Genomic DNA, 14,361 nt, shown 5'->3' on the forward strand with positions numbered 1-14,361 from the left:
AAATACCAAGGGGAGGGATTAGGGTGAGTAGTCATGCATATGCTATTCAAAAAGTGCTTAACAATAATGTGATTCTCGGTCGCCAACAGGAACAAGGCGAAGTTATTCTGATTGGTAAGGGTATTGGCTTTGGAAAAAAAACAGGTAAAGAATACATCATCGATGAACATAAAATTGAAAAAGTATTTTTACAGCATATCGACCATGAAAAAGATGATTATATGAGCATGATTCGTCATATGGATTATCGTATCATAGCTGTTGGCGAAGAAATTATACAGATGGCCAAGAAAACGTTTCAGTCGTTGAATGCTCATATCTATGTGGCACTTACGGACCATATTGGATTTACCTTAGAACGCATTAAACAAGGAATGGTCATTCATAATCCTTTTCTCTATGAGATTAAATCACTTTACAAGGAAGAGTTTCAAGTAGGCTGTCAAGCCAAAGTGCTTATAAAAATGCGTTTAGGTGTCACAATACCAGATGATGAGGTAGGTTTCATCGCCCTTCATATCCATTCGGCAAGGCAAAATAAAAAAGTTAAAGACACGGTAAAACACACACGACTTATTCAAAAAATGGTGACTATCGTTGAACAGGATATTGGAGGCAATATTGATAGAGATAAGATTCTCTATAGCCGTTTAATCAAACATTTGAGACAATGTATGGAACGGGTGGATGCTCAAAAAAGTATTGTTAATCCCTTATTGGATGACATTAAAGTGAAATTAAAAGAGGCCTATACAATTGCCTTGAAAGTTGGCAGCGTGCTTCATGAAGAAAATGGTATCCATGTGCCAGAGGATGAATTAGCTTTTATGGCGTTGCATATTGAAAGACTCAAAGAATCCATTAATTAAATAGCAAGATGTGTTACTGGTAAAGCAGGCATAAATCTTATTCCACGTTCAATGAAACAGTTGAGCGATTATTGAATAGGATTTATGCCTTTTTACATAATCCCTTTAAGTAAAGAGAGGGATATATGAAATCATAATAATAGGAGGCGTTTTACATGAACAACTTATTTACTAAGCTTCAAAAATTAGGAAAAGCTTTTATGCTTCCCATTGCAGTGCTTCCTGTCGCTTCATTATTTTTGAGGCTAGGGGCACCAGATTTATTAGACATACCCTTTATCTTTAGTATTGGAGAAGCTATTTTTAGCAATCTGCCTATGATTTTTGCTATTGGTATCGCCATCGGACTGGCTAAGAACAATCATGGAGCAGCAGGTCTTGCCGGTGCTATTAGTTACTATGTACTTACTTTTGGGCTTGATTCGCTTATTGGTGAGAAAACAGATATGGGTGCTTTAGCAGGTATTATATCCGGTATTTTAGCAGGTAATTGCTACAATCGTTTTCACGGTACTAAATTACCAGCATGGCTAGGTTTTTTTGGTGGAAAACGATTTGTACCGATCGTATCATCTTTTATAAGCATGTTGGTTGCATTAGTCTTTAGCTTGATATGGCCCCCTGTTCAAGAGGTAATCAGTAATACAGGTGAATGGATAGTTAACTCAGGAGAAACCGGTGCATTTGTTTACGGTACACTTAACCGACTACTTATACCGACTGGCTTACATCATATTCTCAATAACTTAGTTTGGTTTGTGTTTGGTGATTTTCAAGGTGCCACAGGGGATCTTTCCCGTTTCTTTGCAGGTGACCCTAATGCAGGGCTATTTATGACAGGATTCTTCCCCATTATGATGTTTGGCTTGCCAGCAGCTGCACTTGCTATGTATACCACTGCTAAACAGGTTAATAAAAAAGCTATATCAGGGGCATTATTTTCTGTTGCGTTTACGGCATTCTTAACAGGTATAACGGAACCATTAGAATTCTTATTCATGTTCTTAGCACCAGTACTTTACATAGGACATGCTCTACTCACAGGTATAGCCATGGTGGTATGTGCCATGTTAGGTATGAAACTAGGCTTTGGCTTCTCAGCAGGTTTCCTGGATTATTTTTTGAACTTTAATATTGCTACCAATCCCCTGTTACTTATTGTTGTTGGAGGCATCACCTTTGTCGTCTATTACTTCTTCTTTGTAGTCATCATTAAAAAGTTTAACTTGCCAACACCTGGTCGTTTAGATGAAGTGGGCAATGATGCAGGTAGCAGCATTATAAAAGAAAAAGGGTTAGAAGGTCTTGCAGCAGAATACATTGTTGCACTTGGAGGAAGTGATAATATTGAAGAAATTGATGCATGTATCACAAGGTTACGATTAACCATCAAGGATGCAAGCATCATTCATGATGAAGACCTTAAGAATTTAGGTGCATCAGGTGTGATCAGACCAACCAAGAAAAACATGCAAATTGTCGTAGGCACACAAGCTGAGCTCATTGTGGATGAGATGAAACGTATTATTTAGGAACTTAAATAAGTGATCATGAGCTATCTGTAAATGTCCAGTGTTTTAGGACTTTTCATTTAGATGAGTGACGTTAGTTTAACTTTCCTGAATGACTTAATAAGGGGGATTCAGATGTTCAAGTTTTTTAATAAAAAAGTCACTTCATTACATGCGCCAACACATTGTGAAGTGATACCAATGGAAGACGTACCCGATCAAGTATTTTCCAATAAAATGATTGGTGATGGGGTAGCATTTTTACCTTATGACAGCATGATAAAGTCTCCTGGTGATGGCATTGTCATGCAGATATTTCCTACAAACCACGCAATAGCCCTTCACATTAATGGGTTTGAAATATTGCTTCACCTGGGTATTGATACGGTTGAGTTAAAGGGCAAGGGTTTTGAAGCATTTGTACAAGAGGGACAAGGGGTTAAACAAGGAGACCCTCTTATTAAAATGGATCTTGCATATATTAAAGGGCAGCATAAATCAACCATATGCCCAATGATTATCACCAACATGGAACAAGTAAAAAAGTTAAAAGGGCGTCAAATAAGAGAAAAAACGTCCAGTGGCGTTATCTTAGAGATATGGGGGTCTTAACATATGGTTAAGGTGAACGTTAAGTTAACCTTTGATTTTCATGCTCGACCAGCTACATTCTTTGTTAACAAAGCAACCCAGTATCAATCAGACATTGAGCTTAAATTACACAATCAGATAGCTAATGGTAAGAGTATCCTCAATGTGATGACATTGGAAGTGGTTAAAGGGGATGTTGTTGAATTAATCATTAACGGTGTTGATGAATTATAAGCCCAAAAGGCACTACAGGTATTCTTTCTAGACTATCGAGATGCTTAGTGTAGAAGACATGGTGCAAAACATGCTGCAAGAAATAAGGATTTATGTTTGCAAAAGTCATTAAAATGAAGTAGGATATAAGGGAATAGACTAAAATGGGGTGTCTTGCTTTATAAGACAGCCCCTTATTTTAAAATAAAGGAGGCAAAACATGAAAGTTGTGGCTTTTAACGGAAGTCCTAGAAAGGAGGGCAATACCTATCATGCTCTAAAAATAGTAACGGATGTATTGGAAAAAGAAGGCATCCAAACGGAGATTATCCATGTAGGCAATAAAACCATTAGAGGATGTATAGCCTGTAATCAATGTATTAAGAATAGAGATGAACGATGTGCCATTGCTCATGATGACGTCAATGAATGGGTTCAGGTTATGAAAGAAGCAGATGGTATGATTTTAGGTTCACCTGTACATTTTGCAGCTATTGGCGGTACCATGAAGTCTTTTTTAGATCGTGCTTTTTATGTATCCAGTATGAACGGTAACTTATTTCGGCACAAGGTAGGGGCATCGGTAGTTGCTGTTCGACGCTCAGGTGGTTTACCAACCTTTAATCAATTAAACAATTATCTTAATTATTCAGAGATTACCATGCCTAATTCTAATTATTGGAATGTTATTCATGGTACAAAACCAGGGGAAGCATTACAGGATGATGAGGGTGTTCAAATCATGCGTGTATTGGGTAAAAACCTTGCATGGTCTTTGAAAAAAAATCGTCATACCGAAGAAACCCCAGAACCTGAGGCAGAAAATAAGCAGTATACAAATTTTATAAGGTAAACGATTCAATTGAAGGAAAGAACCTTTAACCATGGATGATATGGCGTGGTGCACGGTTCTTTTTTATTGTATAGTTATATGATGCATATACAAAGAATTAACTTATTAAAATAACTTTAAAAAGTGTGTTGAAAAAGTATGGGTGATGTGTTACACTGAACTTACAAGCTACCAGATCATGCTCATCCAAATGATGGGCATATGGTAAAATATAGGGAGGAATTAAGATGTTTGACATGAAGCATATTCAATATGAAGGAAAAGATTCAAAGAACCCATTAGCATTTAAGTATTATAACCCAACAGAAGTCATTGGTGATAAAACCATGGAAGAACATTTGAGATTCTCAATGGCTTACTGGCATACACTTACAGGTGAAGGAGCAGACCCCTTTGGTGTAGGCACCATGATTCGTCCATGGAATGCGTATACAGACCCTATGGATAAAGCAAAAGCACGTGTAGAAGCAACCTTTGAATTACTTGACAAGTTAAATATACCATTTTTCTGTTTCCATGATGCGGATATAGCTCCACAAGGTAAAAGTTTAAGAGAATTCCAAAGTAATTTGGACACTATAGCTGATAGCATTGGGGAATACATGAAGCAAACAGGCAAAAAACTATTATGGGGAACGGCTAATAATTTCTCGCATCCAAGATATGTGCATGGTGCAGCAACAGCTTGTAATGCAGATGTATTTGCTATGGCAGCAGCTCAAGTGAAAAAAGCCATGGAATTAACCCATAAACTTGGTGGAGAAAACTATGTGTTCTGGGGTGGAAGAGAAGGCTATGAAACCATTCTCAATACCAACATGAAATTGGAACAGGATAATTTAGCCAGATTCTTACATATGGCTGTGGACTATGCAAAAGAAATTGGATTTACAGGTCAATTCTTAATCGAACCAAAGCCAAAAGAGCCTACAAAGCATCAATATGATTTTGACACAGCTACAGTTATTGGCTTCCTTAAGACCTATGGTTTGGATGATTATTTTAAGATGAACATTGAAACAAATCATGCAACACTGGCAGGTCACACCTTAGAACATGAACTGCATCTTGCTAGAGTTCATGGCTTCCTTGGTAGTGTAGATGCCAACCAAGGTGACTTACTGTTAGGATGGGATACAGATCAGTTCCCAACGGATATCTATACAACCACTCTTGCTATGTATGAAATCTTGCAAAATGGAGGACTGCATAAAGGTGGTCTTAACTTTGATGCAAAATGCAGAAGAGGCTCTTTTGATGAAAAAGATATATTCTATGCCCATGTTGTCGGTATGGATGCTTTTGCAAGAGGACTTAGAAATGCACATAAAATGTTAGAAGATAAAGCGCTGATTAATCCTCTTAATGAGCGTTATGCAAGTTTTGAATCAGGTATAGGTAAGAAAATCGTGGATGGACAAGTGAACTTTAATGAACTATCCCAATATGCTCTAGAACTTGGAGAAATTAAAAATAATTCAGGTAGACAAGAGATGCTGGAAGGTATCATCAACACCTATCTGTAAATAGAATAGATAGAATGCCATTAAACGCTATACATGCCTAAGCATCATTAGGATGTTATGTAAGACAAGGTATATATTGGATCATCAAGACATGTGTTATAATAAGAAAAGAAATTATGATAGGTGTTAATGCGAAAGAATATGGAGAAATGAGTGAAGACATGTTTTTATTAAAAGATATCGATCGAGAAAGCATTAAGATGTCCAATAGCAAGAAGATACTGCAATGTCTCTATCAGGAAAACCAATTAACAAAGCAGGAGATATCAAAGGCATTGGGATTAAGCATCCCAACCGTTACCCATAATGTTAACACCCTTATAGATGAAGGCTACATAGCGCAAGCAGGTGTAGCCACATCTACAGGTGGAAGAAAACCAGCAGTGCTGCAGTTTTTACCCGATGCCAAGTACAGTATAGGCATTGATGTCACATCCCATGGGTATGATATGGTGTTAACTAATCTGAAATCAGAGATAAAAGCTACAAAACAAGTGGACTTTCATTATAAAAATATGAATGCCTTTATTACCCATGTTAGAGAAGAGATGCATGCTATGTTAAAAGAACATGCCATAGCCGTAGAACATGTGTTGGGTGTTGGTTTTTCACTAAGAGGAACTGTAAATAAAGAGCATCGTATTTTTGAAGTGGCACCGAATACAGATATAAAAAGTATTGATTTTAACCAGTATGAGGCTATTTTAGAAACGAAGATTTATATTGAAAATGAAGCCAATGCAGCAGCTATAGCAGAAAATGCACTGGGTATCGCTAAACAGATGCGTAACTTAGTGTATCTGTCCATTAATGAAGGGGTAGGTACAGGTATTGTCATTAGAGGTTACCTCTATCGAGGGAAAAACCATCGTGCTGGAGAATTTGGTCATATGATGGTAAACCCTCATGGTCCTTCATGTACTTGTGGCAATAAAGGGTGTCTTGAAACCTATGTGTCCACAAAAGCTTTGGAAAAGGCGTGTCATGATGCCTATGGTATAGCGATATCCGTGGATGAGCTTTTTCAGCGTTTTCAATTGAAAGAGCCAGAGGCTGTCAGGATTGTAGAACAACTCATTCAGTATCTTGCCATTGGTATTAAAAATATCGTGAATGGTCTTGATCCACATTACATCGTCATTGGTGGCAGCTTAAGTCTCTATGGAGACTACTTTATGAGTCAATTGAAGGAACAGGTCTACAACAACAATATATTCTATAAGCCTTCAGACCATAAGATCATGTTATCCAGTCTGAAAGAAAAATCATCTGTATTAGGTGCGGCATTATTACCCCTTCAAGAACTGCTATACGGTAGTGAGAAGGTTATCTAGGAGGAAAGCATATGTATTTATTAGGCATAGATATTGGTACATCAGGCACCAAAACAGTACTCTTTGATACAAAGGGTAAGCAAGTGGCCAGTGCCTTAGAAGAGTATGGTATGGCCCAACCAAAAGCTGGGTGGGCAGAGCAAAACCCTGAGGATTGGTGGCATGCTGTAGCAAACACCATCAAACAAGTGATCGATGCATCCGGCATTGAACCGGATCAGATAAAAGGCATTGGGTTGTCAGGACAAATGCATGGTCTTGTTCTGTTAGATGAACACAATCAAGTCATACGTCCATCCATCATATGGTGTGATCAGAGAACCCAGAAGCAATGTGATGACATGACAGCTATAGTAGGTCGTGATAAACTGATTGAGATTACAGGTAACCCTGCCATTACGGGTTTTACAGCGAGTAAAATTCTATGGGTTAAGGACAATGAACCCAAGAACTATGAGCGGGTCCATCATATTCTTTTACCAAAAGATTATATACGATTGAAGTTAACAGGTGTGTATGCCACAGAAGTATCCGATGCTAGTGGTATGCAGTTGTTAGATATTGAGAAGCGTGATTGGAGTGATGAACTTCTTGAGTTACTGGGTATTGACAGAAACCTATTAGCCAAGGTGTATGAATCCGTTGAAGTAACGGGTGGTGTAACAGCTGATGTGAGCCAGTTAACGGGGCTTGCTAAGGGAACACCTGTAGTTGGTGGTGCAGGGGACCAAGCCGCTGGAGCTATTGGTAATGGTATTATTGCTAAAGGACATGTCTCGGCAACCATTGGTACGTCAGGTGTTGTATTTGCCCATACAGACAAACCATTAAAAGATCCTAAGGGACGTATCCAGACTTTTTGTCATGCTTTACCAGGTGCTTGGCATGTGATGGGTGTCACTCAAGGTGCAGGTCTATCCTTAAGATGGTATCGGGATAATTTCTGTACCAATGAGCAGCATGTTGCAGAGGATATGGGCTGTGACCCTTATGAATTGATGACCAAAGAAGCAGCTCAAGCAGAAGTTGGCTCAAAAGGGTTAATGTATTTACCTTATCTGATGGGAGAAAGAACACCTCATCTAGACCCTTATGCTAAAGGCGTATTTTTTGGTATTGCACCATCTCATACGAAAAGAGATATGATTCGTGCCATCATGGAAGGTGTCACCTACAGCTTAAGAGACTGTCTAACCTTAATTCATGACTTAGGCATAGAAACAAACACGGTACGTGTATCAGGTGGCGGCAGTAAGAGTGCCCTATGGCGACAGATGCAAGCGGATATCTATGATCGTCCTGTAACAACTATCCATGCGTCTGAAGGACCAGCCTTAGGGGTTGCCATCTTAGCAGGTGTAGGCACTGGCGTCTTTTCCTCGGTGGAAGAAGCTTGTGAACAGTTAATTGACTATGGTGAAGGCATCCAGCCTAACACAGCCAATCATCAGCGATATATGCAGTTCTATACGTTATATGCAAAGCTGTATGCGCAATTAAAAGATACATTTAAGGCTCATCAAGCCTTATTATAGCATGATGCATCCATAAAAGAAGGGGCGTCTCATTAAGCAAGTTAGTCATAAACTTCTGCTAACACAATTGCTTGTATGAGATGCCCCTTCTTATGATGTTGAGACCATAGGCTATGTTTTATTGTTCGTTTGGGATTTCTACAAATTTAATGGAATATAAATCGGCTATGACATCTTCACCTGTGTTGATGTCTTTTAATACGATATGATCTACGCCCACTTGTTCAAGAATACCATCTTTATCAACAAAGGTATTGGTGCCAAGTAGGAAATTCACACGCATGAATTCACCGACTTTTGTTCTGAGATAGCCTTGTAAATACAAAGGACTTGTTATAACAGGTGGCAGTCTTGTGTCATTGTTGTCGTTATTGGTTTCTGTTGGTTTCACATAATTGTTTAGATTACCTTTGGACTGATTAACTGGTGATTGCCTACTATAACAGTACCCTTTTGACAGACCAGGATAATCTGCATTATTTCTATACATAAAAATAACTCCTCCATATTATTTTTTTATTTTATATGCACATGTTAAGTATCCTCATATAAGGGTGTAGGATCGTAAAAACAATGTTTTCTTATTCTTGAATTGATCACACCAGCTTTATTATAAGGAAAATAAATGGGACAATCTGGCTGGAATGGGTTCATATACCATAAAGAACTCCCAAGATTGTATACCTGATTACCAGCTAAAGCCCAGTCGGCTATGTCATAATGAATTTGTTCAGGTGGGCTGGCCCAGATTGTTTGGGGATTAGCTACACCACCTAAAACGGATCTGACACAATCAAATTGCCCAGGCTGGTAGATAACATTTCTTAAATCCCCTTGATTCACTCTTTGGTATTCTCCGTCAGCTGCATGTACTCTGTTCATGACGACTGTTGCAACAGCTTTCATACCTAATTCACCTTCGCCGCCAGCTTCACATTTTATTATTCTTGCGAGTAATTCTCGAGCTGAATAAGCCATCCTTTCATACCTTTATGTTTATGTTTAATTTATTATATTAATGGACTGGAAATTTTGACACATCAGACATGCCATTATGTGCGTTTTCTTATGCCCATATAAAATAACAATGTATTGAGATGAAAATGATGAACACATGTATCTTAATGGTGGGTAAGCGAATAATCCTTGTTGACAAAGGCAAAAAGAAGTGTTAACATTGTTACGTAACAATGTTAACACTTAAAAAGGAGGAATCATATGTTTGGTAATGTAAAAGAGCTCCCAAAACCAGTGGGTACATACACTGTTGGTATAACCCAAATGGTACTGACAGATAAAACGAGAAAACAGGTTTTCCCATTTGAAGATAAAGACGCATACAGGAACGTACCCATAACTGTTTTCTATCCATCAGATAGTTCGGAAGGTCTTATAGGGGCACCTTATGCTTTTCCAGAGGCATTAGAAGTCCTTCACAAAATGACACAAGGTTTTTGGTCGAAGCACATGGTGAAATTGAAGACACAGGTATATGAAAACATAGCCATTTCACAAAAAAAAGAATCGTATCCGATCATCTTTTTCAATCATGGCTATCCTGCCTATGAAATGCAAAATACTGTGTTATGTTCCGACTTAGCGAGTCTAGGCTATATTGTCATTTCTGTAGGACATCTATATGAATCATCTGCTATTCAATATAAGGATGGAAGGGTTGTTAAAGTTCACAAAGCTAATGTTAAACGTCTTAAAAAATCTACAAACATGACGTATAAAAGAAAGTTAATAAAGGTATTAAGAGATAAGAGAAAAAACTATTCCGATAAAAAGGCTATGGAACTGGCAGAATTTCTTTTTATAAAAGAGGGGGCAGAACTATCACATACTGTAAAAATATGGGCTGATGACACCCTGTTTATTGCAGATCAATTAGAGGCTATACATGATGGAAAGATACCATCGCTATTTAAGAACAAATTACAAATCGATAGAGGTTTTGGGATAACAGGACATTCACTTGGCGGTGCAGTATCAGCTCAAGTGTGCTATAGGGATAAAAGATTCATAGGTGGTATTAATATTGATGGTGGCAATTGGGGGGATTATCTGTATCAAGATATGAAGACGCCATTTATGGTTTTAGGTTCATTTGTTATGCGTAACATTGCAAGAACCACGTTTCGTTATAACTCCAAGGATGCCTACTTTATACTTCTTGATAAGACTTCCCATTGGGGATTCTGCGATGTATTATTTGGTTCAAGGCAAGCTGTTCTAAAAGGAATGGTTGGATTAAGAGAGAAGTATGACTTCAGAGATATTATAACCAAGTATCATGCTTATTTTTTTGAAAAATACTTGTTAGGTCATGATGATGTTCAACTGAATCCATTAAGATTTGAAGGCGTGGAGTATAAGGAGAAGATACAACCCGTTATGTGAAAATGATGATGCCATCAATGTTAAAAAGGGATTACCTTCATGTTAAGGGTAAGGGAACCAATAAAGCAGATATGAAAGTCAGCCTCTAATGGACGTGCAAATGGTAATATATCTGTCAGGTCCTTTGTCTCTTAAAAAAATTTTGTAAAATGATAGAATTAAGCATAATACAGAAATGGAGCAAATATAATGAAATGAAGACAACCTATCGTTGTCTATCTTTAGAGGAGGTATTATCCATTGAACAAGAAAGGTATACTTAGTTTCATGATTATTTGCTTTATGATGATTGGCTTAATGTTTCAAGTAACACCTATTGTACAGGCACAAGAAGAACCTGTGTCAGCGGTATATGGCGGAGGTAGTTTTGTTAATGGGGGACAATCCGTTGTGGATGATTTAAAAGCTTCAGGTTTCAATACCATTATGATCTGGGCCGTTCATGTGTGGGAAAACGGAGACCTTTATTTAAATGATCTTCTTGTTTGTAAAGACGGTGCCTATGTTGGAGAACAATCGTGGGTTGATAATTGGCAGTCTTTGAAACAAGGTGACACATCCATTAATCGGATAGAAATCAGTGTAGGTGCATGGGGAAGCGGCGCTTTTGATAATATTAAAAAACACATTGACACCTATGGTACAGGGTCGGATACGGTTCTATATAAAAACTTTCAAGCATTAATTAATGCAACTGGTGCTGATGCAGTTAACTATGATGACGAAAAAACATATGATGTTGCATCGTCTGTAGCCTTTGGACAGATGTGTGTTCAAATGGGAGCAAAAGTCACTCTATGCCCTTATACCAATACATCTTATTGGCAGTCCGTTAAAAATCAATTGGGCAGTAACGTGGATAGAGTGTACTTACAATGTTACGCAGGTGGCGCTGGAAATAATCCAGGCACATGGCAGAACTTACTCGGTATGAAAGTGATACCTGGTCTATGGTGTTTACATAGTGGCGGGGGACTTACTGCAAGTGCCGTACAGAGTCAGATGACAACTTGGAAGAATGATTATGACATAGCAGGCGGCTTTATGTGGCTGTATGATGACATTCAAAAGTTATCAAGTCCTAATTTAACCGCTGACTATGCATCGGCCATTAACGTAGGTTGTGGTGGTAGCCAACCACCAAATACGTATCCAACCATAGGAGGCCGTTCTTACTATGAGTGGATTTCAAGTGTAGAAATAGGTACCCTTAATCATGTATCCGGTGATAACGGGGGTTATGGGGATTTTACAAGCCAAGTTTTGAATGCAACAAAAGGCAATACGTACAATGTATCACTGATGCCAGGGTTTAAAAGTGGCACATACACAGAGTATTGGAAGATATGGATTGATTTTAACCAAGATAATGATTTTACAGATGCTGGCGAAGAGGTATTCAGTGGGTCAGGTAAATCTACTGTGTCTGGTTCCATTACCATACCCACATCAGCCAATACAGGCTCAACCCGTATGCGGGTTGTCATGAAGTATAATGGTCAGCCAACTTCTTCTGGTAATATAGGTGATGGTGAAGCAGAGGATTATACCATTACCATTCAATAGTTTTCAGATAGTCACGTGAATGAACAATTATTCATGTGGCTATTTTTTCGGTTTTTATAGAATACCTTTAGTAGATATTAAAATTTAATCATAATTTAAGGTTCTCATTATTTATTTTTAATCCATGGCATGCATAATGGAATCAGAAATAATTAGGGGAGAATAAATCATGCACAACAATAATGAAAGAGCAATGGCATATGAACGTAGAAGAATAGAAAGAAGGCAGATAGTACAGGAGAGAAGACGCTGGAAAGATACCAGACAGCGTCGAAAACGAAGGTCCATGCTATGTTTCCTATCCGTAGCATGTCTCTTCCTTTGTGTGTATCTTTATAGAGAACCTATTTTAGCACAAATTAAACAATTTGTTCCAAACATGGGTGCTGGTTCACCACCTCCAATAGCCTTGGAAAGTGAAACAGAAACATCAGATTTAGATGAACGGTTAAGCAATAACCCAGCTATAGAACGTTTTATGGAGCAGAAAGAGAAATACCCAAAAGAAGTCCTTGACCTTGTTATGCGGAATCCAGAAACCATTGGATTTGCCTTAGATTATTTGGAACAGTATCCTGCTAACAATACAGGCGAAACCATTGATGTATCTGAAGACTATATAGAAAATGAATTCCCCTTATTTTTACAGTGGGACAAGCGTTGGGGGTATTACAAGTATAGTGGTCGTGCCATGGGTTTTACGGGTTGTGGACCAACAGCTCTATCCATGGTGATTGTTGGTCTTACAGGGGACACAAGTAAACATCCAAAAGCCATAGCAGATTTTGCATCCCATGAAGGCTATGCAGTAGAAGGTTTTGGAAGCAGCTGGAGTTTGATGGCAGAGGGTGCGAAAGTATTTGGATTAAAAGTAGAAAAATTAAATCTATCAGAGAAAGTTATTCAAAATACATTAAAGGCCGGAAAACCAATTATTGCTGTAATGGGTCCTGGTGTTTTTACGGAAAAAGGTCACTTTATTGTACTCACACATATGACAGATGAAGGCAAAATAATGGTAAATGATCCCAATAGTACAAAAAATAGTCAGCAGGTATGGGATATGGACGTGTTTATGAAACAAACAAAAAACTTATGGGCATATGAGGCGGCATAGCATGGGTTGTCGCTTATATGCTTTTTTATTGACTAGGAAAGTCCATTTAACAAATGAAATAGAAGCGTTCACTTAATTTCTTAACAAAACAACTTGTAAGGATTAGTAAAAATACTAGAAATGTAAAATACTATACAGTAGGATAGGAAACATGTTCAATGTTCCATGATCATATATATAGTATAGATAAAGCATTCGGTCCTTATAACGCAATGATTCAATCATTGTGTAACTGGTGACTTATAAAACATGACAGAATAACAAGGAGTGTATAACATGAAAAAAGGAACCATCATATTATTGATTATTGTTGGTATTTTGATTATAGGTATATTTGGTGGGATAAGTACTTACAATAATCTTATTCAGTTAAATGAATCTGTAGATGCACAATGGGCACAAGTTGAAAACCAGCTAAAAAGAAGAACGGATCTTATTCCTAATCTTGTGAATACGGTTAAAGGTTTTGCAGAGCAGGAAAGAGAAGTATTGCTTGGTGTAACAGAAGCAAGAGCTGGTGTGACCAATGCTAGAACACCTAGCGAATATGCAGAAGCAGATGCACAGTTAACGGCTGCACTTAAGCAATTGAATGTGGTTGTTGAAAGCTATCCTAATTTAAAATCCAATCAGAATTTTCTTGACCTGCAAACCCAGTTGGAGGGAACGGAGAACCGTATTGCTGTAGCAAGAAGAGATTATAATGAATCTGTTAGAACGTTTAATAGTCGCGCGAAGCGATTTCCTACAGTGATATTTGCGAATCTATTAGGTATGGGGCAAAGAGAATATTTTGAAGTCAGTGAAGCCGATCAAGAGACACCCAACGTCGAATTCTAGGAT

At 38.0% G+C, this 14,361-nt stretch carries 14 protein-coding genes; 12 read left to right on the forward strand and 2 right to left on the reverse strand.

Annotated features, from left to right (window positions below; translation table 11 throughout):
* The first annotated feature begins 23 nt into the window (after positions 1–23).
* The 8 genes from HZI73_RS08810 (at position 24) to xylB (ending at position 8,432) form a co-directional block, all read left to right on the forward strand.
* Positions 24–869 carry a PRD domain-containing protein gene (locus tag HZI73_RS08810; protein ID WP_212697878.1) on the forward strand — a complete coding sequence of 282 codons (846 nt, stop codon included), beginning with the start codon at positions 24–26 and terminating at the stop codon, positions 867–869.
* Positions 870–1,024: 155 nt separating this feature from the next.
* Positions 1,025–2,401, forward strand: coding sequence for an N-acetylglucosamine-specific PTS transporter subunit IIBC (nagE, locus tag HZI73_RS08815; RefSeq protein ID WP_212697879.1), 1,377 nt, complete (start codon positions 1,025–1,027; stop codon positions 2,399–2,401).
* Positions 2,402–2,515: 114 nt separating this feature from the next.
* On the forward strand, positions 2,516–2,992 hold the full coding sequence (locus HZI73_RS08820; protein ID WP_212697880.1) for a PTS sugar transporter subunit IIA: 477 nt from the start codon (positions 2,516–2,518) through the stop codon (positions 2,990–2,992).
* Between the two features lie 3 nt (positions 2,993–2,995).
* Positions 2,996–3,205: an HPr family phosphocarrier protein gene (locus tag HZI73_RS08825; protein WP_212697881.1), complete on the forward strand. Its 210-nt coding sequence runs from the start codon at positions 2,996–2,998 to the stop codon at positions 3,203–3,205.
* A 199-nt stretch (positions 3,206–3,404) separates the two neighbouring features.
* The gene (locus HZI73_RS08830; RefSeq protein ID WP_212697882.1) at positions 3,405–4,037 is read left to right on the forward strand and encodes a flavodoxin family protein; all 633 of its coding nucleotides are present in this window, start codon (positions 3,405–3,407) and stop codon (positions 4,035–4,037) included.
* A 227-nt stretch (positions 4,038–4,264) separates the two neighbouring features.
* A complete protein-coding gene (gene xylA, locus HZI73_RS08835) occupies positions 4,265–5,563 on the forward strand; it encodes a xylose isomerase (RefSeq protein ID WP_212697883.1) in 1,299 nt (432 codons plus the stop codon).
* Positions 5,564–5,679: 116 nt separating this feature from the next.
* Complete coding sequence (locus HZI73_RS08840) at positions 5,680–6,897, forward strand: ROK family transcriptional regulator (protein ID WP_212697884.1); 1,218 nt, start codon at positions 5,680–5,682, stop codon at positions 6,895–6,897.
* A gap of 11 nt (positions 6,898–6,908) precedes the next feature.
* The gene (gene xylB / locus HZI73_RS08845; protein ID WP_212697885.1) at positions 6,909–8,432 is read left to right on the forward strand and encodes a xylulokinase; all 1,524 of its coding nucleotides are present in this window, start codon (positions 6,909–6,911) and stop codon (positions 8,430–8,432) included.
* A gap of 118 nt (positions 8,433–8,550) precedes the next feature.
* On the opposite strand, the gene HZI73_RS08850 is transcribed toward xylB, so the two are convergent.
* Together HZI73_RS08850 and HZI73_RS08855 are read right to left on the reverse strand one after the other, a co-directional pair.
* Positions 8,551–8,922 carry a hypothetical protein gene (locus HZI73_RS08850; RefSeq protein ID WP_212697886.1) on the reverse strand — a complete coding sequence of 124 codons (372 nt, stop codon included), beginning with the start codon at positions 8,920–8,922 and terminating at the stop codon, positions 8,551–8,553.
* 44 nt (positions 8,923–8,966) lie between these two features.
* On the reverse strand, positions 8,967–9,410 hold the full coding sequence (locus HZI73_RS08855) for a cell wall hydrolase (protein ID WP_212697887.1): 444 nt from the start codon (positions 9,408–9,410) through the stop codon (positions 8,967–8,969).
* A 240-nt stretch (positions 9,411–9,650) separates the two neighbouring features.
* Between HZI73_RS08855 and HZI73_RS08860 the strand changes: the two genes are divergently transcribed.
* The 4 genes from HZI73_RS08860 to HZI73_RS08875 all read left to right on the forward strand — a co-directional run bounded on the left by HZI73_RS08860 (position 9,651) and on the right by HZI73_RS08875 (position 14,358).
* Complete coding sequence (locus HZI73_RS08860) at positions 9,651–10,835, forward strand: alpha/beta hydrolase (protein WP_212697888.1); 1,185 nt, start codon at positions 9,651–9,653, stop codon at positions 10,833–10,835.
* Positions 10,836–11,075: 240 nt separating this feature from the next.
* Positions 11,076–12,401: a GEVED domain-containing protein gene (locus tag HZI73_RS08865; protein WP_212697889.1), complete on the forward strand. Its 1,326-nt coding sequence runs from the start codon at positions 11,076–11,078 to the stop codon at positions 12,399–12,401.
* A 169-nt stretch (positions 12,402–12,570) separates the two neighbouring features.
* Positions 12,571–13,518 carry a C39 family peptidase gene (locus HZI73_RS08870; protein WP_212697890.1) on the forward strand — a complete coding sequence of 316 codons (948 nt, stop codon included), beginning with the start codon at positions 12,571–12,573 and terminating at the stop codon, positions 13,516–13,518.
* Positions 13,519–13,794: 276 nt separating this feature from the next.
* Positions 13,795–14,358, forward strand: coding sequence for a LemA family protein (locus HZI73_RS08875; protein WP_212697891.1), 564 nt, complete (start codon positions 13,795–13,797; stop codon positions 14,356–14,358).
* Positions 14,359–14,361 lie beyond the last annotated feature (3 nt).

Origin of the sequence: Vallitalea pronyensis (assembly GCF_018141445.1) — a bacterium.
Classification (GTDB): Bacteria; Bacillota; Clostridia; order Lachnospirales; family Vallitaleaceae; genus Vallitalea; species Vallitalea pronyensis.

Bases quoted from the DNA above. Each gene is read 5' to 3' on its own strand.
- HZI73_RS08875 (WP_212697891.1), top strand. From the start codon at position 13,795: ATGAAAAAAGGAACCATCATATTATTGATTATTGTTGGTATTTTGATT.
- HZI73_RS08870 (WP_212697890.1), top strand. From the start codon at position 12,571: ATGCACAACAATAATGAAAGAGCAATGGCATATGAACGTAGAAGAATA.
- HZI73_RS08850 (WP_212697886.1), bottom strand. From the start codon at position 8,922: ATGTATAGAAATAATGCAGATTATCCTGGTCTGTCAAAAGGGTACTGT.
- HZI73_RS08840 (WP_212697884.1), top strand. From the start codon at position 5,680: ATGATAGGTGTTAATGCGAAAGAATATGGAGAAATGAGTGAAGACATG.
- xylA (WP_212697883.1), top strand. From the start codon at position 4,265: ATGTTTGACATGAAGCATATTCAATATGAAGGAAAAGATTCAAAGAAC.
- HZI73_RS08855 (WP_212697887.1), bottom strand. From the start codon at position 9,410: ATGGCTTATTCAGCTCGAGAATTACTCGCAAGAATAATAAAATGTGAA.
- HZI73_RS08830 (WP_212697882.1), top strand. From the start codon at position 3,405: ATGAAAGTTGTGGCTTTTAACGGAAGTCCTAGAAAGGAGGGCAATACC.
- HZI73_RS08820 (WP_212697880.1), top strand. From the start codon at position 2,516: ATGTTCAAGTTTTTTAATAAAAAAGTCACTTCATTACATGCGCCAACA.
- xylB (WP_212697885.1), top strand. From the start codon at position 6,909: ATGTATTTATTAGGCATAGATATTGGTACATCAGGCACCAAAACAGTA.
- HZI73_RS08825 (WP_212697881.1), top strand. From the start codon at position 2,996: ATGGTTAAGGTGAACGTTAAGTTAACCTTTGATTTTCATGCTCGACCA.
- nagE (WP_212697879.1), top strand. From the start codon at position 1,025: ATGAACAACTTATTTACTAAGCTTCAAAAATTAGGAAAAGCTTTTATG.
- HZI73_RS08860 (WP_212697888.1), top strand. From the start codon at position 9,651: ATGTTTGGTAATGTAAAAGAGCTCCCAAAACCAGTGGGTACATACACT.